This is a genomic window from Alicyclobacillus pomorum DSM 14955 (assembly GCF_000472905.1).
In the GTDB taxonomy this organism is placed as follows: Bacteria; Bacillota; Bacilli; order Alicyclobacillales; family Alicyclobacillaceae; genus Alicyclobacillus_A; species Alicyclobacillus_A pomorum.
Genome location: NZ_AXAR01000008.1, coordinates 100,583 through 124,481, shown reverse-complemented (window position 1 = coordinate 124,481; position 23,899 = coordinate 100,583). Strand labels below are relative to the sequence as shown.

Sequence of the window (23,899 nt, the reverse complement as noted above, 5' to 3'; positions counted from 1 at the left end):
GATAATGGGAAACCGCCTACCGAGGTTCGCGACGATAGATTGGCTTGTCGCGCCCTCCGGTTGGAGTGGCGCGACTTTTCATATCGGACGGTTCATCCTGAAAATAGGACACAGGAGGTGCATCCACCGGCATGGGAGTTCGCGAGGAGAAACAACAAGTGGTCCAGGAAATTGCGGATCGCCTGGCTCGCAGTAAGTCCACCATCGTCACTGACTACCGCGGCTTGACCGTGGCTGAAGTGACGGAACTCCGCAAGCAGTTGCGCGAGGCGGGGGTTGAGTACCACGTGTACAAAAACACCTTGACGCGCCGCGCTGCTGCGGAAGCGAAGGTGGAGGGGATTGAGGAATACCTCACTGGCCCATCCGCAATTGCCTTCGGCTTCGAAGACGTGGTCGCTCCGGCGAAGGTTTTGTACGAGTTCGCGAAGAAGCACAAGGCGCTCGAACTGAAGGGCGGTATTGTGGAAGGCCGCGTCGTGACGGCCAAGGAAGTGGAAAGTCTCGCAAGCTTGCCGTCTCGTGAAGGTCTGCTGTCCATGTTGCTCAGCGTGCTGCAGGCGCCAATGCGCAACTTTGCGTACGCGGTCAAGCAGGTTGCGGAGCAACAGGAAGGCGCAACTGCCGAGTAATCTCAACGATTTTACATCCTATTCCGATATTGGGAGGCGTCCAATTTGGCAAACGAAAAGGTTGCAGGTATCCTGGAAACCATCAAGGGCATGTCCGTTCTTGAACTGAATGATCTCGTCAAGGCCATCGAAGAAGAGTTCGGCGTAACCGCTGCTGCACCGGTTGCGGTTGTTGGTGGCGCGGCTGCAGGCGGCGACGCTGCTGAAGAGCAAAGCGAATTCGACGTAATCCTCACGAGCGCTGGTGGCTCCAAGATCAACGTCATCAAGGTTGTTCGCGAAATCACCGGTCTCGGCCTGAAGGAAGCGAAGGAATTGGTCGACGGCGCTCCGAAGCCGTTGAAAGAAAAAGTCAGCAAGGAAGACGCAGAAGCCATCAAGGCGAAGCTCGAAGAAGCTGGCGCATCCGTCGAAATCAAGTAACATTAGCCACGGAATTGGGCACCCTGCGGATGGGTGCCCAATTTTTTAATGGCGTGCATCTGGTGGAATTGGTCTGAGTTTGTGCGTCGGGGGTGGCCGATGTACAATCGACGTGTACAGCGGTGTGGGACAGCCGGATGCGGTGGTTTTCCAATCGCTTTCGTGGAATGTTTCCGTGAACCTCGTGTTGTCTGTCCTGGAAGGTGGGTGATACCGTGGAAAGCAGTCACTATTATTCGGCGGATCCGATGAGTGAGAGCCGTCCACACGATGTGATGGTTCGTGTGCGTGACGTTGAGCTGCGACTGACTACAGACTCCGGCGTGTTCGCGAAGAAAGGGCTGGATTTCGGCACTCGGTTATTGATAGAGACCGTGGACTTGACTGGGCGGGTGCACATTGTAGACCTCGGATGTGGCTACGGAGTTGTGGCCGCGGCCTTGGCGAAGGTGTATCCGGAAACGACGTGGACCATGTTGGACGTGAACCGTCGCGCCGTAGAACTCGCGCACAAGAACACGGACTTTCTCGGCGAACGGAGGAAGGTATACCAAAGTGACGGCTTCGCAGAGGTGCCTGACGTGGTGGCGGATGCGGTTCTGCTCAATCCACCGATTCGGGCTGGTAAGGCCGTGATTTATCGATTGTTTGAGGAAGCCCGCAACCACCTGGTCGAGGGCGGTGACTTCTGGATTGTCATTCAGAAAAAACACGGAGCGCCCAGTGCCAAGAAGAAGTTGGAGGAATTGTTCGGGGATGTGCGCTTAGTAGACCGTGCGGCTGGTTACCACATCTTTCACGCACGTGCGACTCGTAGTTGACAGTTGCACACCAATATGCTAAAGTCATTCAATGCAAACTCATTTGAAGCTGAAGGAATGAATAAAAATCCTCTACTTTGGTGATAGGTGAATATTACGGCGATTTCCGAAAATGTGGTTCCGCGCGACCTCATTTCTTTTTTGTTTCATCACATAGACATTCCAACTTCACATGAGGGGTGACGTATTTGCAGGGACACATGGTCAAGTACGGGTGGCGTGAACGGCGCTCTTATTCCCGTATCCGCGAGGTGCTGGACTTACCGAACCTCATCGAGATCCAGCAAAAGTCCTACGAGTGGTTCTTGCGCGAGGGGTTGCGCGAAATGTTCGCAGACATCTCGCCTATCCAGGACTTCACGGGGAATCTTGTACTGGAGTTTATCGACTACAGTCTCGGTGAGCCCAAGTACGACGTCGAAGAATGCAAAGAGCGCGACGTTACATACGCAGCGCCGCTTCGTGTGAAAGTTCGTTTGTTGAACAAGGAGACTGGTGAGGTCAAAGAGCAGGAAGTGTTCATGGGTGACTTCCCGCTCATGACGGAAACTGGTACGTTCATCATCAATGGCGCTGAACGCGTCATTGTCAGCCAGTTGGTCCGCTCGCCAAGTGTGTACTACAACAGCAAAATCGACAAGAACGGCAAACGCACCTTTGCTGCTACCGTCATCCCGAACCGCGGCGCCTGGCTTGAATTTGAGACAGACGCGAAAGACGTGGTTTACGTTCGTATTGACCGTACCAGGAAACTACCGATTACGGTCCTTTTGCGTGCGCTGGGGCTTAGCACGGACGCTGAAATTATCGATTTGCTCGGGGAAGACGAGTACCTGCGCAATACGTTGGATAAGGATACGACCGATTCCACCGAGCGCGCGCTGGTCGAAATTTACGAACGACTTCGCCCGGGTGAGCCTCCGACATTGGAAAATGCGCGGGCTCTGTTGGCGTCTCGCTTCTTTGATCCGAAGCGCTACGACCTAGCGAATGTCGGTCGCTATAAGATCAACAAGAAATTGCACATCAAAAACCGCCTTTTGAACCAACGGTTGGCGGAAACGCTGGTGGATCTCGATTCCGGTGAGATCATTGCAGAGGCTGGGCAAATCATTGACCGCCGCTTGCTGGATAAGATCATCCCGGCTCTGGAACGCAACGTGGGTCGCCTGGAGGTCAAAGGTACGCCTGACCTGACGGAGGACGACACCATTCGCTTGCAAATGGTGAAGATCTTCAGTCCTACCGAAGATGCGAAGATCATTCATGTCATTGGTAATGGATCTATTCCACGCAATGTGAAGCATATCCTTCCGGCTGACATCCTTGCAGCCGTAAGTTACTTCTTCAATCTGTTGCACGGGGTTGGGACGACCGACGACATCGACCACCTGGGCAACCGACGCCTGCGCTCGGTGGGCGAATTGTTGCAGAACCAGTTCCGGATTGGGCTGTCGCGTATGGAGCGCGTTGTCCGTGAGCGCATGTCGATTCAGGACGCGAGCGCCATCACACCACAGGCGTTGATCAACATTCGACCTGTGATTGCAGCTATCAAAGAATTCTTTGGTTCCAGCCAGCTGTCACAGTTCATGGACCAGACAAATCCGCTGGCGGAATTGACGCACAAGCGCCGTCTGTCGGCGCTCGGACCGGGTGGTTTGACCCGTGAACGAGCTGGCTTTGAAGTGCGCGACGTTCACTATTCGCACTATGGTCGGATGTGCCCGATTGAGACGCCAGAAGGTCCCAACATCGGGTTGATCAACTCGCTTTCGACGTACGCCCGGATCAACGAATACGGGTTCATTGAGACCCCGTACCGCAGGGTGGATCCGGACACCGGCCAGGTCACTGACCATATAGACTATCTGACGGCAGACGAAGAAGAGAACTACATCGTCGCACAGGCCAACGCCAAGTTGACCGAAGACAATTTCTTCGCTGAACAGGAAGTTGTGGCAAGGTATCGCGGTGACATCCTGAGCGTGCCGAAAGACCGAATTGACTACATGGACGTTTCACCGAAACAGGTCGTGTCGGTCGCGACGGCGCTGATTCCGTTCCTTGAAAACGACGACGCAAACCGCGCGTTGATGGGGTCCAACATGCAACGCCAGGCGGTTCCGCTGCTGGTGCCGGATGCTCCATATGTCGGTACGGGTATGGAACACAAGGCGGCGAAAGACTCTGGCGTCTGCGTTGTGGCGAAGCGCGACGGTGTTGTGGAGCGCGTCACTGCGCGGGAAATCTGGATTCGTACGAAGCACGAGGTCGATGGGAAAGTCGTGCTTGGCGACTTGGATAAATACCGTTTGTTGAAGTTTACGCGCTCCAACCAAAACACGTGTATCAATCAACGTCCGATTGTCTCTGAGGGGCAAGAGGTGAAAGCGGGAGACATCATTGCAGATGGGCCCGCTACGGACAACGGTGAATTGGCGCTTGGTCGAAATGTGCTCGTCGCCTTCATGACGTGGGAAGGGTACAACTACGAAGACGCCATTCTGTTGTCAGAGAAAATGGTAAAAGAGGACGTGTACACCTCGATTCACATCGAGGAGTACGAGCTGGAGGCCCGTGACACGAAACTGGGGCCGGAAGAGATTACGCGAGACATTCCAAATGTGGGTGAAGACGCGCTGCGCAATTTGGATGAACGGGGCATCATCCGCATCGGTGCTGAGATTCGCGCGGGCGATATCCTCGTCGGTAAGGTCACGCCGAAGGGCGTCACCGAGTTGACTGCAGAGGAACGCTTGTTGCACGCGATTTTCGGCGAAAAGGCTCGAGAAGTCCGGGATACGTCGCTTCGCGTGCCACACGGTGGCGCGGGCATTGTGGTTGACGTGAAGGTGTTCACGCGCGAGAACGGCGACGAACTGCCGGCGGGTGTGAACCAGCTCGTCCGCGTCTACATTGCGCAAAAGAGAAAGATTTCCGTCGGGGACAAGATGGCAGGTCGCCACGGAAACAAGGGTGTTGTCGCGCGGATTCTGCCGGAAGAAGACATGCCGTTCTTGGCAGATGGAACGCCCGTACAGATTGTCTTGAACCCGTTGGGTGTCCCGTCCCGAATGAATATCGGACAGGTGTTGGAAACCCACCTTGGCATGGCTGCCAAGGCGTTGGGGATTCGGATTGCAACACCAGTCTTTGACGGTGCGCATGCCGAAGACGTGTTCGACACACTTGAGGAAGCTGGGTTCCCGCGAGATGGAAAGCAAGTGCTGTACGACGGCCGGACGGGCGAACCGTTCGACAACCGCGTCACGGTCGGTTACGTGTACATGCTCAAGTTGCACCACTTGGTTGACGACAAGATCCACGCTCGTTCAACGGGGCCGTACTCGCTAGTCACGCAACAGCCACTCGGTGGTAAGGCACAGTTCGGTGGGCAACGGTTTGGTGAGATGGAAGTGTGGGCGCTGGAAGCGTACGGCGCTGCATATACGCTCCAAGAAATACTCACAGTCAAATCGGACGACGTGGTCGGCCGCGTGAAGACGTACGAAGCCATTGTGAAGGGCGAAAACGTGCCAGAGCCTGGTGTTCCTGAGTCGTTCAAGGTGTTGATTAAGGAACTGCAGAGCCTCGGCATGGACGTCAAGATCCTCAGTGAAGACGAGCAAGAGATCATCATGCGGGAGATAGACGAGGACGAAGACGCTGGGGAGAAGCTCAACCTCAATCTCGAAGCGCATGAAGTTGGGGAATGAGTGGATTCTGTTTCAGATGACCGCGGTCTGACTGCCGGGTGCGATGACCGCCTTCCACATACGGAAGCCTCGAGGTACAGCCGCTGACATCTGTGTCAGCGGCGTGCCCGCACTGATGAAAGGGAGGGTGCTCCTTGTTAGACGTGAACAACTTCGAGTTCATGAAAATTGGACTCGCATCACCGGAGAAAATCCGCTCTTGGTCACACGGGGAAGTCAAGAAGCCGGAAACCATCAACTACCGTACGTTGCGCCCAGAAAAAGAAGGGTTGTTCTGCGAGCGTATCTTCGGTCCTCAACGTGACTGGGAGTGTCACTGCGGAAAGTACAAGCGCGTACGGTACAAGGGCGTTGTCTGTGACCGGTGCGGCGTCGAAGTCACTCGGTCCAAGGTGCGCCGCGAGCGGATGGGACACATCGAACTCGCAGCGCCTGTCTCACACATTTGGTATTTCAAAGGGATTCCAAGCCGCATGGGCCTGGTGCTGGACATGTCCCCACGTGCGTTGGAAGAAGTCATTTACTTCGCGTCGTACGTGGTAACGGATCCTGGCGATACGCCGTTGGAAAAGAAGCAACTGCTCAGCGAAAAGGAGTACCGTTCTTACCGTGAAAAGTACGGCTATGCCTTTGAAGCGGGCATGGGCGCCGAAGCAATCAAGAAGCTGTTGCTGGACATTGACCTGGACAAGGAAGTGGAAGTGCTCAAAGAGGAACTGCGCACGGCACAAGGTCAACGTCGCAACCGGGCCATTAAGCGTCTGGAAGTCCTTGAAGCGTTTCGTGGGTCGGGCAACCACCCCAGCTGGATGATTCTTGAGGCTCTGCCGGTCATTCCACCGGATTTGCGGCCAATGGTGCAGCTGGACGGTGGGCGCTTCGCGACATCTGACCTAAACGACTTGTACCGCCGCGTCATTAACCGCAACAATCGCCTGAAGCGGCTGCTTGATCTCGGCGCGCCGGATATTATTGTTCAAAATGAGAAACGCATGTTGCAAGAAGCGGTCGACGCCCTGATTGACAACGGTCGTCGCGGCCGTCCGGTGACTGGACCGGGAAATCGTCCGCTGAAGTCGCTCTCGCACATGCTGAAAGGGAAGCAAGGTCGTTTCCGTCAAAACCTGCTCGGGAAACGCGTCGACTACTCTGGACGGTCGGTTATCGTCGTGGGTCCAGATCTCCGGATGTACCAGTGTGGTCTCCCGAAGGAAATGGCGCTCGAGCTGTTTAAGCCGTTTGTCATGAAGGAACTGGTGGCTCGCGGACTGGCGCACAACATTAAGAGTGCGAAGCGAAAAGTCGAGCGCGTGTCTCCAGAGGTATGGGACGTTGTCGAAGACGTCATCAAGGAACACCCAGTGCTCCTGAACCGCGCACCAACGTTGCACCGTCTGGGCATTCAAGCGTTCGAGCCGGTTTTGGTGGAAGGGCGGGCCATCCGATTGCATCCGCTCGTATGTACGGCGTACAACGCGGACTTCGACGGAGACCAAATGGCTGTACACGTGCCGCTGTCCGCGGAAGCGCAAGCAGAAGCACGCCTGCTCATGCTTGCTGCGCACAACATCCTGAACCCGAAGGATGGAAAGCCGGTTGTTACACCGACGCAGGACATGGTTCTGGGCCCGTACTACTTGACCATCGAGATTGCTGGGGCCAAGGGCGAGGGCAAAGTGTACGCCGACCCGGACGAAGTGATGATCGCATACCAGCAAGGTCATATCACCGTGCATACGCGAATTGCATTGCCGGCTCGCTCGCTCGGTAAGACGTCGTTTACTGAAAAACAGCAAGACGCCATGCTGATTACGACACCGGGAAAACTCATCTTCAATGAAATTTTCCCGAAAGACTTTCCGTACTTGCACAGTGGCAACAAGCAGAATTTGCTGGTCGGAACCCCGGATGAAACGTTTGTGTTTGAAAAAGGCGTCGACTTACAGGCTCGCATACGCGAACGCAAGATACCGAAGGCCATCATCAAGAAGGACCTCGGGAATATCCTAGCGGAATGCTTCCGTAAGTACGGAACGACCATGACGTCGGAAATTCTGGACCGCGTGAAGAAGCTCGGCTTCCACTATTCCGCGCAGGCGGGTATCACCATCTCCGTGGCGGACATCGTCGTGCCGGAAGAGAAAGCCACCATCCTTGAGGAAGCGGAAGCGAAGAACCGGAAATTGACACAGCAGTATCGCCGCGGTTTGATTACCGACGAGGAAAAATACGTCTCCTTCAGCCAAATCTGGAGCGAAGCGAAAGAAAAGCTGTCCAATACGCTGATGGAGAGCATGGATGAATTGAACCCAATTTACATGATGGCGACATCCGGTGCGCGTGGTAGTAACTCGCAGATTACACAGTTGGCGGGCATGCGCGGCCTAATGGCCAACCCGTCTGGTGAGATCATTCAGATGCCGATTAAGTCGAACTTCCGGGAAGGGTTGTCGGTGTTGGAGTACTTCATCTCCACGCACGGTGCCCGGAAGGGTCTCGCGGATACCGCGCTTCGTACTGCGGACTCCGGTTACCTCACGCGCCGTCTGGTGGACGTGGCGCAGGACACGATTGTACGACAGGTCGACTGTGGTACAGATAAAGGCTTGAAGGTAGCAGAGATCCGCGATGGCCGTGAGGTCATCGAAGACCTGTACGATCGCCTGGAAGGCCGCATCGCGTTCCAGGATGTGTACCATCCGGAAACCGGTAAGAAGATTGTCTCGAAGAATGAGCTGATTGATGCTGAAAAGGCCACAGAGATTGTGGAGGCTGGCATCAAGGAAGTCATCATTCGTTCGGTGCTGACGTGCCGCACGCAACACGGGGTGTGCGTGAAGTGTTACGGCAAGAACTTGGCAACCGGCAAGATGGTCGAGATTGGCGAGGCCGTCGGCATTATCGCCGCGCAATCCATCGGTGAACCGGGTACGCAGCTGACCATGCGTACGTTCCACACCGGTGGTGTGGCTGGCGACGACATCACGCAAGGTTTGCCGCGTATTCAGGAGCTGTTCGAGGCTCGTAACCCGAAGGGGCAAGCGGTCATCGCTGAGTTCGACGGTGTCATCAGTGACATCCGTGAGACCAAGGACAAGCGAGAAATCGAAGTCACCGGTGAGTCCGAGACGAAGGTGTACGCAATTCCTTACGGTTCTCGCGTGCGTGTCAGCATCAACCAGAAAGTTGAAGCGGGCGACGAACTGACCGAAGGATCCGTGGATCCCAAGGAAATGCTCCGCGTCAAAGGCTTGCAGGGCGTTCAGAACTACCTGCTGCGTGAAGTACAACGCGTCTACCGTCTGCAAGGCGTAGACATCAACGACAAACACGTCGAAGTGATGGTACGTCAGATGCTGCGTAAGGTACGTGTACTTGACGCTGGCGACACGGACCTGTTGCCAGGTACTTACGCTGACCTCTTTGAGTACGAAGAGGCAAACCGGAAAGTGCTGCTGGAAGGCAAGGAACCAGCCGTCGCGCGCCCGGCGTTGTTGGGTATTACCAAGGCGTCCCTGGAGACAGACTCCTTCTTGTCCGCGGCATCCTTCCAAGAGACCACGCGCGTGCTCACGGAAGCGGCCATCAAGGGCAAAGTCGACCGTCTGCTCGGCTTGAAGGAGAACGTGATTATCGGCAAGCTGATTCCTGCAGGAACCGGTATGTCGAGATATCGCCACATCGAAATCACCAGCGACGACGATCCACAGGAGGATGTGCAGGCTCAGTCCTCTGACCAGGCTGTCACGGTAGAGTAATCTTCTCTATCACGTCGTTCCGGTGCAGATTCATTGGTGCGGGCAGTCAGAGCGTACGCTGCCACCGCCAGACCACCTGTCTGTGGTGGTCTGGCGGTGGGCGGCGGTCACTTCTGACAAAGATCTATAACCACACCAAAACGTCCAGAAATATTCAAGTTGACAGCCCAGAGTGCCGGGTGATAGAATCTGTGAGTGTGCCATGAGCATGGGGTGTTTATTCTGGGGGAGGCTTTTGCGATGTCACTCGATCGCATACGCCTGGCGAAGAAGCGAACCATAGGAACCAACCAAACGACGAAAGCACTCCAGCAATCGACGGCAAAGCAAGTGTTCATTGCTAGGGACGCAGAGTCTCGGGTGACCACTCCGGTTTTGTCGCTTGCGAAGGACAAAGGGGTGCCCGTGGAATGGGTGGACTCTATGAAGCAACTTGGCAAGGCCTGTGGCATCGAGGTTGGAGCGGCAATGGCCGCCATTATTGAAGAATAAACGTCGAGGTACAAACGGCGGAGGAGCCAGGGGAAGCTTTGGTTTGTCTACTCTTTTTATGCCAAGGTGTGAACCACCAGGCACTGTGGACTTGATGAATCTCGCCGTTTCTGAAAGTTGGAAGGAGGTGCAGTGATGCCGACGATTAATCAGCTTGTCCGCAAGGGACGCAAGGTAGTGGAGAAAAAGTCTACGGCTCCAGCACTGCAAAAGGGATACAACAGCTTCTTGAAGGATCAGACGGACCTCCCGTCTCCGCAGAAGCGCGGTGTCTGCACGCGTGTGGGCACGATGACGCCGAAGAAGCCGAACTCCGCGCTCCGGAAGTATGCGCGTGTTCGTCTGACGAACCAGATTGAAGTCACGGCCTATATCCCGGGTATTGGGCACAACTTGCAGGAGCACTCCGTAGTACTGGTGCGCGGCGGTCGTGTCAAGGACTTGCCGGGTGTGCGTTACCACATTGTCCGTGGTGCGCTCGATACAGCGGGAGTCAAGGACCGCATGCAGGGTCGCTCCAAGTACGGCGCGAAGCGCCCGAAGAAAAAGTCCTAATTGAACATGAGGAGAGCGGCAGTTTGATTGCTGCTTGAATTACGGCGCAGAGCTCGCTCTGCGCTGTACATTGGTGTGAAAGGAGGCATTTTCATTGCCACGTAAGGGTCCTGTTCCGAAGCGTGACGTGATGCCAGATCCGATTTACGGGAACAAGATGGTGACGCGTCTGATCAATAAAGTCATGCTCGATGGCAAACGCGGTACGGCGCAAAAGATTGTGTACAGTGCGTTTGATCAGATCCGCGAGCGCACCGGCAAAGACCCCATGGAAGTCTTTGAGGGAGCGATGCGCAACATTATGCCTGTTCTCGAGGTGAAGGCTCGTCGCGTTGGTGGTTCCAACTATCAGGTTCCGGTTGAAGTTCGTCCGGAACGACGCATCACCTTGGGGTTGCGCTGGCTTGTCAACTACGCACGTCTTCGCGGTGAGAAGACCATGGTTGAAAAGCTTGCGAACGAACTGTTGGATGCTGCGAACAACACGGGTGGTGCGGTGAAGAAGAAGGAAGACACGCACCGGATGGCGGAGGCCAACAAGGCATTCGCGCACTACCGCTGGTAGGTTAGCGGGAATCCGGAAGGAGGGTGCTTTTTGGCACGTCAGTTTTCGTTAGAGAAGACGCGCAATATCGGGATTATCGCGCATATTGACGCCGGTAAGACGACCACCACGGAGCGCATCCTCTTTTACACGGGTCGCGTACACAAGATTGGGGAAGTCCATGAAGGTGCTGCGACGATGGACTGGATGGTGCAGGAGCAGGAACGTGGTATTACCATTACCTCTGCTGCAACCACAGCTCAGTGGAAGGGGCACCGCATCAACATCATCGACACCCCTGGGCACGTCGACTTTACGGTGGAAGTTGAACGTTCGCTTCGCGTATTGGACGGCGCTGCAGCGGTGTTTGATGCGAAAGGTGGCGTGGAGCCGCAGTCCGAAACCGTTTGGCGACAAGCGGACAAGTACAAGGTTCCCCGCATTGCGTATGTCAATAAGATGGACATCATTGGCGCAGACTTCCTAGGTACGGTTCAACAGATGAAGGACCGTCTGGGTGCGAACGCCGTTCCGATTCAGTTGCCGATTGGTGCTGAAGACACCTTTGTCGGTATGGTCGACCTCGTCGAAATGAAGGCTATTATTTACACGGATGACCTCGGTACGACCTCTGAAGCGCGGGAGATTCCTGACGACATGAAGGAACTCGCGGAAGAGTATCGCGCCAAGTTGCTGGAAGCGGTGGCTGAAGTCGACGAAGACCTGATGATGAAGTACCTCGAGGGTGAGGAAATTACCGTTCCGGAAATCAAGGCTGCCCTGCGCAAAGGGACCTGTAACGTACAACTGTTCCCAGTGTTGTGCGGATCGTCTTATCGGAACAAGGGTGTACAGCCGATGCTGGACGCCGTAGTAGACTACCTGCCGTCGCCGCTCGACGTCCCTGCCATCAAGGGTGTGACCGCCGATGGCGAGACGATTGAGAGTCCGTCTTCGGACGACGCTCCGTTCGCGGCGTTGGCGTTCAAGATTATGACGGACCCGTTTGTGGGTAAGTTGTCATTCTTCCGCGTTTACTCCGGAACGCTCTCGAGCGGTTCTTACGTATTGAACTCCAACAAGGGTAAACGCGAACGGGTGGGTCGTATTGTGCAGATGCACGCGAACCACCGTGAGGAAATTGACACCGTGTACGCGGGTGACATCGCGGCTGCAGTGGGGTTGAAGGATACCACCACTGGTGATACGCTGTGCGATGAAAAGCACGTCATCGTGCTTGAATCCATGGAATTCCCGGATCCCGTCATCTCCATTTCTGTGGAGCCGAAGACGAAAGCCGACCAGGACAAGTTGGGTGTCGCGCTCGGGAAGCTCACCGAAGAAGACCCGACCTTCAAGACGTTCACGGATCCGGAGACTGGGCAAACCATTATCTCCGGTATGGGCGAGTTGCACTTGGAAATCATCATTGACCGCCTGAAGCGGGAATTCAAGGTTGAGTGCAACACCGGCGCGCCGCAAGTTGCCTACAAGGAAACCATCACCAAGCGGGTCGAACAAGAAGGCAAGTTCGTTCGCCAGTCTGGTGGTCGCGGTCAGTACGGTCACGTCAAGATCATACTGGAACCGTTGGAACGCGGCGCAGGGTACGTCTTCGAGAACAAGATTGTCGGCGGTGCGATTCCGAAGGAATACATCCCGGCTGTCGACGAAGGTATTCAGGAAGCGATGCAAAACGGCGTGGTTGCTGGATATCCAATGCTCGACGTGAAAGTGACGTTGTTCGACGGATCCTACCACGACGTCGACTCTTCGGAAATGGCGTTCAAGATTGCCGGTTCCATGGCGTTGAAGCAGGGTGCTGCCAAGGCAGATCCCGTTTTGCTGGAACCCATCATGAAGGTCGAAGTCACGGTTCCTGAAGAGTACATGGGCGACATCATGGGCGATATCAACTCTCGCCGTGGTCGCGTTGAAGGTATGGAAGCCCGGGGGAATGCACAGGTCATTCGCGGGTACGTACCACTTGCTGAGATGTTTGGTTATTCCACGAGCCTGCGTTCGCGGACACAAGGCCGCGGTACCTTCTCGATGGAATTCCATTCATATGAAGAAGTACCCAAAAACATTGCCCAAACCATCATCGCCAAAAATAAGGGCGAATAAGGACAAGGAGTGAACAGATCATGGCAAAAGCAAAATTTGATCGTTCCAAGCCGCACGTAAACGTCGGGACCATCGGCCACGTCGACCATGGTAAGACGACGCTGACCGCTGCAATCACGGCTGTTCAGGCCGCGAAGGGTAAGGCGCAAGCACAGAAGTACGACGAAATCGACAAGGCTCCGGAAGAACGTGAACGCGGTATTACGATTAACACCGCACACGTTGAATACGAGACCGAAGCTCGTCACTATGCACACGTCGACTGCCCAGGCCACGCCGACTACGTCAAGAACATGATCACCGGTGCTGCTCAGATGGACGGCGCAATCCTGGTCGTGTCTGCTGCAGACGGTCCGATGCCGCAAACGCGCGAACACATCCTGCTGTCCCGCCAAGTTGGCGTTCCGTACCTGGTTGTGTTCCTGAACAAGTGCGATATGGTTGACGACGAAGAGTTGCTGGAACTCGTCGAGATGGAAGTCCGCGAACTCCTGAACGAGTACGAATTTCCTGGCGACGAAATTCCGGTCATCCGCGGTTCCGCGCTGAAGGCGTTGGAAGGCGACCCAGAGTATGTGAAGAAGATTGAAGAGCTCATGGACGCTGTCGACAACTACATCCCGACGCCAGAACGCGACACCGACAAGCCGTTCCTGATGCCTGTCGAAGACGTGTTCACCATCACCGGTCGTGGTACGGTTGCTACGGGCCGCGTCGAACGTGGTACGCTGAAGNTTGGCGACGAAGTGGAAATCGTTGGTTTGGCAGAAGAGAGCCGCAAGACGGTTGCTACCGGTATTGAGATGTTCCGCAAGCTGCTCGACCAAGCGCAAGCGGGTGACAACATCGGTGCGCTGCTCCGCGGTGTAGAACGTAAAGACGTTGAACGTGGTCAAGTTTTGGTCAAGCCTGGCTCCATCAAGCCGCACACCAACTTCAAGGCTGAAGTGTACGTACTGACCAAAGAAGAAGGCGGACGTCACACCCCATTCTTCAACGGCTATCGTCCGCAGTTCTACTTCCGTACGACCGACGTCACCGGCGTTGTGCAGTTGCCGGAAGGCACCGAAATGGTTATGCCTGGCGACAACGTCACGATGGACGTCGAACTGATTGCACCGATTGCACTTGAAGAAGGTACGCGCTTCGCTATCCGCGAAGGTGGCCGTACCGTGGGTGCGGGCGTCGTCAGCGCCATCACGAAGTAAGTGTTCACGTCTTGCAAATATACTTATCAGGAGAAAGGCGAAGCGTCTGCTTCGCCTTTCGTTTGCCCAAATTTGGGAAGTTGCCGAAGCGCCTTGTGTTCTTGCGCGGCGTCTAGTATAATTTCGAATGTTGGTCTCTGACAGCTATGAGGCGAAAGGTTGCTCATGTGTCCTCAGCCATATGGGGCACCACTGAGGTGAATTTTCGCGGAGCATGTCCAAACATTGGGCGACGAAGGAGGGAAAACATATGGCGAAGCAAAAGATTCGGATTCGACTCAAGGCGTATGATCATCAAATCCTTGACCAATCCGCCGAAAAGATTGTGGATACCGCGAAGCGTTCCGGTGCGCACGTGTCTGGTCCGATTCCGCTTCCGACAGAGAAGCAGGTGTTCACGATTCTGCGCGCACCACACAAGTACAAGGATTCGCGTGAGCAGTTCGAAATGCGCACGCATAAACGGATGATTGACATTTTGAACCCGACGCCGCAGACGGTCGATTCTCTGATGCGACTGGACTTGCCGTCCGGGGTTGACATTGAAATCAAACTGTAATTCTGCGTGTATCAGAATGAGATACGCGGCACTGTTGCTACGAATGAACGCAGCGCGTGGCGCTGTGAACGGATAATATATAGTAAGGCTCCGAGGAGGTGCGCATATGAAAGGCATCTTGGGGCGGAAATTGGGTATGACCCAAGTGTTCGCGGAAGACGGCACTGTCATCCCTGTGACTGTGATTGAAGCAGGCCCCTGCATTGTGTTGCAAAAGAAGGAAGTGGCCACGGACGGCTATAATGCCATCCAGTTGGGCTTCGCCGACAAGAAGCAAAGTCGTGCCACGAAAGCTGAGCAAGGACACGCTCGAAAAGCCAACACCGCTGCAAAACGCTATGTGCGCGAGTTGAGAGACGTCGCGTTAGAACAATACGAAGTCGGTCAACAACTTGGTCCGGATGTATTCGAGGTCGGAGAAATGGTTGACGTCATTGGTACCTCGAAAGGTAAGGGCTACGCGGGCCCTATCAAGCGGCACAACCAAGCGCGCGGTCCTATGGCTCACGGCTCGAAGTACCACCGTGGCGTTGGTTCGCTGGGTGCCATCGCTCCGAACCGGGTGTTCAAAGGCCAGACGATGGCTGGTCGCATGGGCGGTGAACGCACGACAGTACAAAACCTGCAAGTGGTCCGGGTAGATGCGGATCGCAACTTGTTGCTGGTGAAGGGTGCCGTTCCGGGACCGAAAAACTCGTATGTGACAATTCGCTCGGCCATCAAGAAGCAAAAGTAAGTAAGGTTTACAGAAAGGAGGCAGACGCATGCCGAAAGTACCGGTCTTCAATATCAACGCAGAGCAAGTTGGTGAAATTGAACTCGACGAGCGACTCTTTGGCGCGGCGCTGCGGCCTGATTTGATGCATGAGGTTGTCACCATGTATCTGGCTGGCCAACGTCAGGGCACGCACAAGGTGAAGGGTCGTTCGGAAGTCAGTGGCGGCGGCCGCAAACCCTGGCGTCAAAAGGGAACAGGTCGCGCTCGTCAAGGTAGTATTCGGGCTCCACAATGGGTTGGTGGTGGCGCCGTCTTTGGCCCGACGCCGCGGAGTTATAAGTACAAAGTCCCCAAAAAGGTGCGCCGTCTTGCATTGTACAGCGCGCTTTCCTCGAAGGTGGATGCTGGAACGTTGGTCGTACTGGACGAGTTGCAGCTTCCCGAGATCAAAACGAAACACATGGTTGCGTTGCTTAAGAAGTTCAACCTGAACAAGGCGTTGATTGTGGACGCCGAGAAGCAGGACAATACGGCTTTGTCTGCACGCAACATTCCAAACGTCAAGTACACCGACGCCAATGGTGTGAACGTCTATGACCTCCTGCGTCATGACCATCTCGTTCTCACCAAGGCGGCGATTCAAAAGGTGCAGGAGGTGTTCGCGTAATGGATCCGCGTGACCTCGTCAAGCGCCCGGTGATCACGGAGCGCTCCACAGAGCTGATGGAGCAAGGCAAGTACGTGTTTGAAGTTGACAAACGCTCGAACAAGACTGAGATTCGTCAAGCAGTTGAAAAACTGTTTGGCGTAAAGGTTGAATCGGTTCATACCATGCGCGTTCCGGGCAAGAAAAAGCGCGTTGGGCGCCATGTTGGCTACACATCGGAGCGGAAAAAGGCAATTGTCAAGTTGACTCCGGATTCCAAGCCGATTGAAATTTTTAACTCGTAATTTTCAACGCATCGACGAACGAAAAGGAGGTCGTATCGGTGGGGATTAAAAAGTACCGCCCAACCTCTCCTGGTCGGCGTTTCATGTCTGTCTCAACGTTTGAAGAGATCACCACAGACAAGCCCGAAAAGTCGCTGCTGGCTCCGCTCTCGAAGCGCGCCGGCCGCAACAACCAGGGGAAAATCACGGTCCGTCACCACGGCGGCGGCCACAAACGGCAGTACCGCATCATTGACTTCAAGCGGAATAAAGATGGCATTCCGGCGAGGGTTGCTACGATTGAGTACGATCCGAACCGTTCCGCGCGCATTGCGCTCTTGGTGTACGCCGATGGCGAAAAGCGCTACATTCTCGCGCCGCACAACCTGAAGGTGGGTGACACGGTCGTCTCCGGTCCTGGCGTTGACATTCGCACGGGGAACGCGCTGCCGTTGTCTGATATTCCGGTGGGTACCACCATTCACAACATCGAGCTGAGGCCTGGTAAAGGCGGTCAGTTGGCGCGTGCTGCAGGCGCGTACGCGCAGTTGATGGCGAAAGAAGGAGACTACGCGAACATTCGCCTGGCCTCCGGTGAAATGCGTCTGGTTCGTCTGGAATGCCGTGCAACGGTAGGACAGGTCGGCAACCTCGACCACGAGAATATCAACATCGGTAAGGCGGGTCGTTCTCGTTGGTTGGGTCGGCGTCCGACGGTTCGCGGTGTCGTCATGAACCCTGTTGACCACCCGCATGGTGGTGGTGAAGGTCGTGCACCGGTCGGCCGGAAGTCTCCGATGTCCCCATGGGGCAAACCGACGCTTGGCAAGAAGACGCGCAAGAAGAACAATCCGTCGGATAAGTACATCGTGCGTCGTCGCAAGAAGTAAATTCCGGAGCCTGAACCAGGCTTCGTTGACTGGGTGAATTTAAGTCAGCGAGGAGGGAGGTTACACGATGGGACGCTCGTTGAAGAAAGGTCCGTTTGTAGACGACCATCTCATGAAGAAAGTCGAGGCGTTGAATGCCTCGGGGGAAAAGCGCGTCATCAAGACGTGGTCTCGCCGTTCCACTATCTTTCCGCAGTTCGTGGGTCACACGTTCGGTGTGCACGACGGCCGCAAGCACGTGCCGGTATATGTGACGGAAGACATGGTAGGACACAAGTTGGGTGAGTTTGCGCCCACGCGTACGTTCAAGGGGCACGCGGGCGACGAAAAATCATCGCGTTCTCGGTAACGAGCGATTTTAGGAAGGAGGATGCGGCATGGAAGCAACGCAAACGCGGGCTCGCGCGAAGTACATTCGCATCGCGCCTCGCAAAGTGCGTCTGGTCGTTGACTTGATTCGGGGCAAACGCGTCGCGGAAGCTTTCGCGATTTTGAAGCTGACGCCGCGCGGGGCATCTCCGGTTGTTGAAAAGGTACTGAAGTCGGCCGTGGCGAACGCGCAGAACAACCACAACATGGACGTGAATCGTCTGTTCGTCAAGGAAATCTACGTGGATCCGGGTCCGACGCTGAAACGGTTCCATCCTCGCGCTCAGGGTCGTGCATACAGCATTATGAAGCGCACAAGTCACATCACCGTCGTCGTGGCGGAAAAGTAAGGAGGGATCAACCGGCATGGGTCAAAAGGTCAACCCAGTAGGACTGCGTATCGGTATCATTCGTGACTGGGAATCCAAGTGGTTTGCCAACAAGAAGGACTACCAGGACCTCCTGCACGAAGACTTACTGATTCGCAAACATATCTTTAAGCGCCTGAAGGACGCCGCGGTTGCAGCTGTGGATATTGAACGCGCTGCAAATCGCATTAACGTGATTATCAACACGGCGAAGCCGGGCATGGTCATTGGGAAGGGTGGCACGGAAGTCGATGCACTCCGGAACCAACTGAACGCCCTGACTGGCAAGCGTGTGCACATCTCGATTTCTGAAATCAAAGCACCGGACTTGACGGCACAATTGGTGGCGGACAACATCGCGAACCAATTGGAGCGCCGCGTATCGTTCCGCCGTGCGATGAAGCAAGCCATTCAGCGCACGATGCGTGCGGGTGCAAAAGGGATCCGGGTGCAAGTTTCTGGTCGTCTCGGCGGTGCGGAAATCGCTCGGACCGAAGGATACTCAGAGGGCACCGTTCCTCTTCACACGCTGCGTGCGGACATCGACTATGCGCTGTCTGAAGCGCATACGACGTACGGCCGCATTGGTGTGAAAGTCTGGATTTACCGCGGCGAGGTATTGCCACAACGGCCGCGCAAAGGTGCGCAGGAAGGAGGCAAGTAAGCCATGTTGATGCCAAAACGGGTCAAACACCGCAAAGAACACCGTGGTCGCATGAAGGGTCAGTCGAAGGGCGGCAACGAAGTCACGTTCGGACAGTACGGTTTGCAGGCCCTGGAACCCGCATGGATTACGAACCGGCAAATTGAAGCAGCCCGTATCGCCATGACGCGTTACATCCGCCGTGGTGGTAAGGTCTGGATTAAGATTTTCCCGAGCAAGCCAGTGACGCAAAAACCTGCCGAAACCCGTATGGGTAGCGGTAAGGGTTCTCCGGAAAAGTGGGTAGCAGTGGTGAAGCCGGGTCGCATCTTGTTCGAGTTGGCGGGAGTCAGCGAAGAAGTCGCCCGCGAAGCGATGCGCCTTGCTGCTCATAAGCTGCCGATTAAGACGAAGTTTGTACTCCGCGAAGAGGTAGGTGGTGAGGCTGATGAAAGCTAAGGAACTTCGCGGCCTAACAACCGAAGAAATCGAAAGCCGCATCGATCAACTGAAAGATGAGTTGTTCAACCTCCGCTTCCAGCTTGCCACCGGCCAGTTGGAGAATCCGATGCGGATTCGGCAAGTCCGCAAGGACATCGCTCGTGCGAAAACGATTTTGAAGCAACGTGAACTCGGTATCGGTTGAGCGATTTACGCGTGGTGAGTGAAGGAAGGAGGTTCATTGATGGAACGCAATTACCGGAAGGTGCGTGTCGGTAAAGTCGTCAGCGACAAGATGGATAAGACCATCGTGGTCGCCGTTGAGGAAAACGTAAAGCACCCCCTGTACGGCAAGACGATTCGCCGGACGAAGAAGTTCAAGGCTCACGATGAAAATAACGAGGCGAAGATTGGCGATACGGTGCGCATCATGGAAACGCGGCCGCTCAGCAAGGAGAAGCGCTGGCGCTTGGTCGAAATCGTTGAAAAGGCTGTTGTGATTTAATCTTCCCTTTAGGAAGGAGGCTGTTCCCGTGATCCAACCGCAAACGAGATTGGTGGTTGCCGACAATACCGGCGCAAAGGAAATCATGTGTTTCCGCGTGCTCGGAGGCTCCAACCGCAAGACTGCGAACATTGGCGACATCATCGTCGCGTCTGTTAAGAGTGCAACACCCGGTGGCGTTGTCAAGAAAGGCGACGTTGTAAAGGCGGTTGTCGTGCGTAGCCGCCGCGGGGTGCGCCGCCCGGACGGATCGTACATTCGGTTCGACGAAAACGCGGCTGTGATTATTCGTGAAGACAAGAGCCCACGTGGGACGCGTATCTTTGGACCCGTTGCACGCGAGTTGCGCGACCGGGACTTCATGAAGATCATCTCGCTCGCACCGGAAGTTTTGTAATACGGCACAGAGAACGTGATGAGTCACGAACGGTTTTGGCGAGGCGGGTTCGGTGAGAGCCAGTGAACCTTCGCCGACGTTCGGCCGCGTGAAGCAAGGAGGTGTCTACGAATGCCGAAGTTACACGTGAAGAAGGGCGACAAGGTCGTCGTGATTGCTGGGAAGGACAAGTCGAAGACCGGGACGGTGTTGGCGGTCTTTCCAAAGGAGCAGCGCGTGATTGTGGAAGGCGTGAACATTGTCAAGCGCCATACGAAGCCGAATCCGCTGCATCCGGAAGGCGGCATCATTGAGAAGGAAGCGCCGATTCACGTATCCAACGTGCAATTGGCAGACCCGAAGACAGGTCAACCGACGCGTGTGGGTTACAAGTTTCTTGAAGACGGAACGAAGGTCCGTTACGCGAAAAAGTCTGGCGAAGTGATTGACTAGTAGCCAGGTGAAAGGAGGGCTAACAGTGACCCGCTTGCTTGAACACTACAAGAACCACGTGGTGGGTGAACTGATGAAGAAGTTCAACTACACCACTGTGATGCAAGTACCGCGCATCGAAAAAGTTGTGGTGAACCTCGGTCTGGGCGAAGCTGTCCAGAATCCGAAAGTCATAGATTCCGCAGTAGAAGACATTATGGCCATTACGGGACAAAAGCCGGTGGTCACCCGTGCGAAGAAGTCCATTGCGCAGTTCCGCGTCCGTCAAGGTATGCCGATTGGCGTAAAGGTGACGCTGCGCGGACAACGGATGTACCACTTCCTCGATAAGCTCATGAACGTCGCACTACCACGCGTGCGCGACTTCCGAGGGGTTTCCCCTAAGGCGTTCGACGGACGTGGAAACTACACTCTGGGTCTGCGTGAACAATTGATTTTCCCTGAAATTGATTACGACAAGGTCGACAAGGTCCGCGGCATGGAAGTTGTCGTGGTGACGACCGCGAACACCGACGAAGAAGCGCGCGAGTTGCTGACGTTGATGGGTATGCCGTTCCGGCACGCGTGAGGCAAGCGAAATTGAATGTGGGAGGAACGATGACGTGGCGAAAAAATCCATGATTGCGAAAGCAAACCGGCCCGCAAAGTTCAGCACGCGAGCGTACACACGCTGCCGCATCTGCGGCCGTCCGCACTCAGTGCTTCGCAAGTTCGGAATTTGCCGTATCTGTTTCCGCAACTTGGCCTACAAGGGCCAGTTGCCTGGCGTCAAAAAGGCGAGCTGGTAAGACGGTTCGCACGGAAGGAGGTTACGATTCATGGTAATGACTGACCCTATCGCAGACATGCTTGCTCGGATTCGCAACGCCAATCTGGTGGGCCACGAAAAGGTGGAGATTCCGGCATCCAAGGTCAAACGCGCCATTGCAGAAATCCTGAAGAGGGAAGGTTTTGTGCGCGACGCGGAGTTTATCGATGATGACAAACAGGGTGTCATTCGCCTGTTTTTGAAATACGGAAAGAACCAAGAACGCGTCATTACGGGCCTGAAGCGCATCAGCAAACCCGGACTGCGCGTGTATGTGAACCACGACAACATCCCGCGGGTGTTGGGTGGTCTCGGACTCGCCATTATTTCCACGTCGAAGGGAATCGTGACGGACAAGGAAGCCCGCAAGATGCACGTGGGCGGCGAGGTACTCTGCTACATCTGGTAATGACGGGCGAACGAACGGAGGTGTAAGCATGTCCCGGATTGGTAAGAAGCCCATTCCTGTGCCGGCTGGTGTAGAAGTCAAGCTGGACGGAACGACGGTTACTGTGAAGGGGCCGAAGGGCACCCTCACGCGTGAAGTTCATCCAGACATGAAGGTGTCTGTGAACGGGCAGGAGGTTGTCGTTGAACGGCCGAGTGACAATAAGTTGCACCGCAGCCTGCACGGTACGACGCGCAGCGTGATTGCCAACATGATTGAAGGCGTCACCAATGGCTTTGCTAAGAGCTTGGAGCTCGTGGGCGTCGGTTACCGCGCAGCGAAGAGTGGAAATACAGTGACGTTGTCTCTCGGGTTCTCGCACCCGGTGGTATTGGAGAACGTCCCCGGCATCGAAGTGGAAGTGCCTGCTCCAACGAAGCTGGTCATCAAGGGGATTGACAAGGAACTCGTCGGCATTTACGCGGCGAAGGTCCGAGCAATTCGCAAACCTGAACCGTACAAAGGCAAGGGTATTAAGTACGAAAACGAAGTCATCCGCCGCAAGGTTGGTAAGACTGGTAAGAAGTAATCTCGTTGTACGAGAAAGGAGTGACCCGGCATGATTAGCAAAGGTGACCGCAATGAGGCTCGGAAACGCCGCCATCTTCGGGTCCGCAAGCGCGTCCGCGGCAGCGCGGAACGTCCGCGATTGAACGTCTACCGCTCGAACAAGCACATCTACGCACAAGTGATTGACGATGTGAACGGCACGACTTTGGTCAGCGCGTCTACGCTCGACAAGGAGCTGCGCGATGTGATTGAGAACGGCAGCAATATTGAAGCGGCGCGCAAGGTCGGAGAACTGGTCGCGAAGCGCGCGCTCTCGAAGGGACTCTCTTCGGTGGTGTTCGATCGTGGTGGTTATCTGTACCATGGCCGCGTTCGAGCGCTCGCAGACGCTGCGCGTGAAGCGGGATTGCAATTCTAAAACGAGAGGAAGGTGTCTCTGTGCGCATAGATCCGAATCAACTCGAGTTGTCCGAGAAAGTCGTCTCGGTGAACCGCGTTGCGAAAGTTGTGAAGGGTGGACGCCGGTTCTCCTTCTCCGCACTGGTTGTCGTTGGCGATGGCAATGGCTACGTCGGCGCGGGACTGGGCAAGGCGCAGGAAGTACCCGACGCCATCCGCAAGGGTATTGAAGACGCGAAGAAAAATTTGATTCACGTTCCGATGAAAAATACGACCATTCCGCACGAAGCGCTGGGCCACTTCGGGGCCGGCCGAGTGTTGATTAAACCAGCTCCCGAAGGTTCCGGTGTGATTGCCGGTGGCCCGGTTCGCGCGGTTCTCGAACTGGCAGGGATCAAAGACATCGCAACGAAGTCTTTGGGTTCCAATAACCCGATTAACATGGTTCACGCGACGCTCGATGCCCTGAAACAATTGAAGCGTGCGGAAGAAGTCGCCCGTCTGCGCGGCAAGAGTGTCGAAGAAATTCTCGGTTAGGAGGGTTGAAGATGGCGAAAAAATTAGCGATTACGCTGACCCACAGCCCTATCGGCCGACCTGAAAACCAACGCAAGACTGCGTTTGCACTCGGATTGCGGAAGCTGCATCAGACGGTGCTTCGGGACGACACGCCCGTCATTCGCGGCATGATCAACCGAATTTCGCATCTCGTTTCGGTTGAAGAAATTGACGCAGAGTAAGGACAAGGAGGTGCCGACATGCAAATCCATGAGTTGAAAGCTCCGGAAGGGGCCCGCAAGGCGCGTAAGCGGGTTGGACGGGGTACCAGTTCTGGTCACGGAAAGACGTCCACGCGCGGGCACAAGGGTCAATGGGCACGCTCTGGCGGTGGTGTGCGCCCCGGTTTTGAAGGTGGCCAGACTCCCTTCTTCAAGCGTCTGCCTAAGCGTGGGTTCACGAATGCGAAGTTCAAGACCGAATACGCTGTGGTGAATCTGGAACAATTGAACAACCTGCCGGAAGGTACAGTAGTGACTCCGGAATACCTGTTGGAAAACCGCATCATTCGCAAATTGCTTGATGGTGTGAAGGTTCTCGGGAAGGGTGAACTGACCAAAAAGCTCACCGTTCGCGCCCACGCGTATTCCGGTGCCGCTAAGGAGAAAATTGAAGCGGCTGGTGGAACCGCCGAGGTGATATAAG

General features: G+C 55.3%; 31 protein-coding genes and 1 other annotated feature (1 of these 32 only partly in view). All 31 genes read left to right on the top strand.

What is annotated here, in order from left to right:
- Window positions 1-90: a sequence feature (ribosomal protein L10 leader region), on the top strand (it extends 41 nt beyond the left edge of the window).
- Window positions 91-131: 41 nt separating this feature from the next.
- The 31 genes from rplJ to rplO all read left to right on the top strand — a co-directional run bounded on the left by rplJ (window position 132) and on the right by rplO (window position 23,898).
- On the top strand, window positions 132-632 hold the full coding sequence (gene rplJ, locus YWK_RS0110230; protein ID WP_026964715.1) for a 50S ribosomal protein L10: 501 nt from the start codon (window positions 132-134) through the stop codon (window positions 630-632).
- Between the two features lie 45 nt (window positions 633-677).
- Window positions 678-1,055: a 50S ribosomal protein L7/L12 gene (gene rplL / locus YWK_RS0110225; protein WP_026964714.1), complete on the top strand. Its 378-nt coding sequence runs from the start codon at window positions 678-680 to the stop codon at window positions 1,053-1,055.
- Between the two features lie 215 nt (window positions 1,056-1,270).
- Window positions 1,271-1,876, top strand: a complete 606-nt coding sequence (locus YWK_RS0110215) for a class I SAM-dependent methyltransferase (protein ID WP_245578586.1) — start codon at window positions 1,271-1,273, stop codon at window positions 1,874-1,876.
- Window positions 1,877-2,076: 200 nt separating this feature from the next.
- The gene (gene rpoB / locus YWK_RS0110210; protein ID WP_415782799.1) at window positions 2,077-5,595 is read left to right on the top strand and encodes a DNA-directed RNA polymerase subunit beta; all 3,519 of its coding nucleotides are present in this window, start codon (window positions 2,077-2,079) and stop codon (window positions 5,593-5,595) included.
- Window positions 5,596-5,729: 134 nt separating this feature from the next.
- Window positions 5,730-9,353, top strand: coding sequence for a DNA-directed RNA polymerase subunit beta' (rpoC, locus tag YWK_RS0110205; RefSeq protein ID WP_026964711.1), 3,624 nt, complete (start codon window positions 5,730-5,732; stop codon window positions 9,351-9,353).
- A gap of 240 nt (window positions 9,354-9,593) precedes the next feature.
- A complete protein-coding gene (locus tag YWK_RS0110200) occupies window positions 9,594-9,845 on the top strand; it encodes a ribosomal L7Ae/L30e/S12e/Gadd45 family protein (protein ID WP_026964710.1) in 252 nt (83 codons plus the stop codon).
- Between the two features lie 135 nt (window positions 9,846-9,980).
- Entirely contained in the window at window positions 9,981-10,400 is a 420-nt protein-coding gene (gene rpsL / locus YWK_RS0110195) for a 30S ribosomal protein S12 (RefSeq protein ID WP_026964709.1), read from the top strand.
- 94 nt (window positions 10,401-10,494) lie between these two features.
- Window positions 10,495-10,965, top strand: coding sequence for a 30S ribosomal protein S7 (gene rpsG / locus YWK_RS0110190; protein WP_026964708.1), 471 nt, complete (start codon window positions 10,495-10,497; stop codon window positions 10,963-10,965).
- A gap of 30 nt (window positions 10,966-10,995) precedes the next feature.
- On the top strand, window positions 10,996-13,071 hold the full coding sequence (gene fusA / locus YWK_RS0110185) for an elongation factor G (RefSeq protein ID WP_026964707.1): 2,076 nt from the start codon (window positions 10,996-10,998) through the stop codon (window positions 13,069-13,071).
- Between the two features lie 20 nt (window positions 13,072-13,091).
- On the top strand, window positions 13,092-14,279 hold the full coding sequence (gene tuf / locus YWK_RS0110180; RefSeq protein ID WP_026964706.1) for an elongation factor Tu: 1,188 nt from the start codon (window positions 13,092-13,094) through the stop codon (window positions 14,277-14,279).
- 250 nt (window positions 14,280-14,529) lie between these two features.
- Window positions 14,530-14,838: a 30S ribosomal protein S10 gene (gene rpsJ / locus YWK_RS0110175; RefSeq protein ID WP_026964705.1), complete on the top strand. Its 309-nt coding sequence runs from the start codon at window positions 14,530-14,532 to the stop codon at window positions 14,836-14,838.
- 106 nt (window positions 14,839-14,944) lie between these two features.
- On the top strand, window positions 14,945-15,574 hold the full coding sequence (rplC, locus tag YWK_RS0110170) for a 50S ribosomal protein L3 (RefSeq protein ID WP_026964704.1): 630 nt from the start codon (window positions 14,945-14,947) through the stop codon (window positions 15,572-15,574).
- A gap of 28 nt (window positions 15,575-15,602) precedes the next feature.
- Window positions 15,603-16,223 carry a 50S ribosomal protein L4 gene (gene rplD / locus YWK_RS0110165; RefSeq protein WP_026964703.1) on the top strand — a complete coding sequence of 207 codons (621 nt, stop codon included), beginning with the start codon at window positions 15,603-15,605 and terminating at the stop codon, window positions 16,221-16,223.
- A complete protein-coding gene (gene rplW / locus YWK_RS0110160; RefSeq protein ID WP_026964702.1) occupies window positions 16,223-16,507 on the top strand; it encodes a 50S ribosomal protein L23 in 285 nt (94 codons plus the stop codon). Before rplD ends, rplW begins: the two co-directional genes overlap by 1 nt.
- Window positions 16,508-16,545: 38 nt before the next feature.
- Window positions 16,546-17,376 (top strand): 50S ribosomal protein L2, encoded by an 831-nt coding sequence (rplB, locus tag YWK_RS0110155; RefSeq protein ID WP_026964701.1) that lies wholly within the window; start codon window positions 16,546-16,548, stop codon window positions 17,374-17,376.
- Between the two features lie 67 nt (window positions 17,377-17,443).
- The gene (gene rpsS, locus YWK_RS0110150) at window positions 17,444-17,725 is read left to right on the top strand and encodes a 30S ribosomal protein S19 (RefSeq protein WP_026964700.1); all 282 of its coding nucleotides are present in this window, start codon (window positions 17,444-17,446) and stop codon (window positions 17,723-17,725) included.
- Between the two features lie 28 nt (window positions 17,726-17,753).
- Entirely contained in the window at window positions 17,754-18,095 is a 342-nt protein-coding gene (gene rplV, locus YWK_RS0110145) for a 50S ribosomal protein L22 (RefSeq protein WP_026964699.1), read from the top strand.
- 16 nt (window positions 18,096-18,111) lie between these two features.
- Window positions 18,112-18,777: a 30S ribosomal protein S3 gene (gene rpsC / locus YWK_RS0110140; RefSeq protein ID WP_026964698.1), complete on the top strand. Its 666-nt coding sequence runs from the start codon at window positions 18,112-18,114 to the stop codon at window positions 18,775-18,777.
- A gap of 3 nt (window positions 18,778-18,780) precedes the next feature.
- Complete coding sequence (gene rplP, locus YWK_RS0110135; RefSeq protein WP_026964697.1) at window positions 18,781-19,215, top strand: 50S ribosomal protein L16; 435 nt, start codon at window positions 18,781-18,783, stop codon at window positions 19,213-19,215.
- Window positions 19,205-19,402 carry a 50S ribosomal protein L29 gene (rpmC, locus tag YWK_RS0110130; RefSeq protein ID WP_026964696.1) on the top strand — a complete coding sequence of 66 codons (198 nt, stop codon included), beginning with the start codon at window positions 19,205-19,207 and terminating at the stop codon, window positions 19,400-19,402. Before rplP ends, rpmC begins: the two co-directional genes overlap by 11 nt.
- Before the next feature lie 36 nt (window positions 19,403-19,438).
- Complete coding sequence (gene rpsQ, locus YWK_RS0110125; protein WP_084453626.1) at window positions 19,439-19,702, top strand: 30S ribosomal protein S17; 264 nt, start codon at window positions 19,439-19,441, stop codon at window positions 19,700-19,702.
- A 28-nt stretch (window positions 19,703-19,730) separates the two neighbouring features.
- The gene (rplN, locus tag YWK_RS0110120; protein ID WP_026964694.1) at window positions 19,731-20,099 is read left to right on the top strand and encodes a 50S ribosomal protein L14; all 369 of its coding nucleotides are present in this window, start codon (window positions 19,731-19,733) and stop codon (window positions 20,097-20,099) included.
- 111 nt (window positions 20,100-20,210) lie between these two features.
- The gene (gene rplX / locus YWK_RS0110115) at window positions 20,211-20,531 is read left to right on the top strand and encodes a 50S ribosomal protein L24 (RefSeq protein WP_026964693.1); all 321 of its coding nucleotides are present in this window, start codon (window positions 20,211-20,213) and stop codon (window positions 20,529-20,531) included.
- Between the two features lie 25 nt (window positions 20,532-20,556).
- Window positions 20,557-21,099, top strand: a complete 543-nt coding sequence (gene rplE, locus YWK_RS0110110) for a 50S ribosomal protein L5 (protein ID WP_026964692.1) — start codon at window positions 20,557-20,559, stop codon at window positions 21,097-21,099.
- Window positions 21,100-21,133: 34 nt separating this feature from the next.
- Window positions 21,134-21,319, top strand: coding sequence for a type Z 30S ribosomal protein S14 (locus YWK_RS0110105; RefSeq protein ID WP_026964691.1), 186 nt, complete (start codon window positions 21,134-21,136; stop codon window positions 21,317-21,319).
- A gap of 30 nt (window positions 21,320-21,349) precedes the next feature.
- Window positions 21,350-21,748 carry a 30S ribosomal protein S8 gene (gene rpsH, locus YWK_RS0110100; protein ID WP_026964690.1) on the top strand — a complete coding sequence of 133 codons (399 nt, stop codon included), beginning with the start codon at window positions 21,350-21,352 and terminating at the stop codon, window positions 21,746-21,748.
- 28 nt (window positions 21,749-21,776) lie between these two features.
- A complete protein-coding gene (gene rplF / locus YWK_RS0110095) occupies window positions 21,777-22,316 on the top strand; it encodes a 50S ribosomal protein L6 (RefSeq protein WP_026964689.1) in 540 nt (179 codons plus the stop codon).
- 30 nt (window positions 22,317-22,346) lie between these two features.
- Window positions 22,347-22,715 carry a 50S ribosomal protein L18 gene (gene rplR / locus YWK_RS0110090; protein WP_026964688.1) on the top strand — a complete coding sequence of 123 codons (369 nt, stop codon included), beginning with the start codon at window positions 22,347-22,349 and terminating at the stop codon, window positions 22,713-22,715.
- 20 nt (window positions 22,716-22,735) lie between these two features.
- Window positions 22,736-23,233, top strand: coding sequence for a 30S ribosomal protein S5 (gene rpsE, locus YWK_RS0110085; RefSeq protein WP_026964687.1), 498 nt, complete (start codon window positions 22,736-22,738; stop codon window positions 23,231-23,233).
- A gap of 11 nt (window positions 23,234-23,244) precedes the next feature.
- Window positions 23,245-23,436 carry a 50S ribosomal protein L30 gene (rpmD, locus tag YWK_RS0110080; RefSeq protein WP_026964686.1) on the top strand — a complete coding sequence of 64 codons (192 nt, stop codon included), beginning with the start codon at window positions 23,245-23,247 and terminating at the stop codon, window positions 23,434-23,436.
- 18 nt (window positions 23,437-23,454) lie between these two features.
- Complete coding sequence (gene rplO, locus YWK_RS0110075) at window positions 23,455-23,898, top strand: 50S ribosomal protein L15 (RefSeq protein WP_026964685.1); 444 nt, start codon at window positions 23,455-23,457, stop codon at window positions 23,896-23,898.
- Window position 23,899 lies beyond the last annotated feature (1 nt).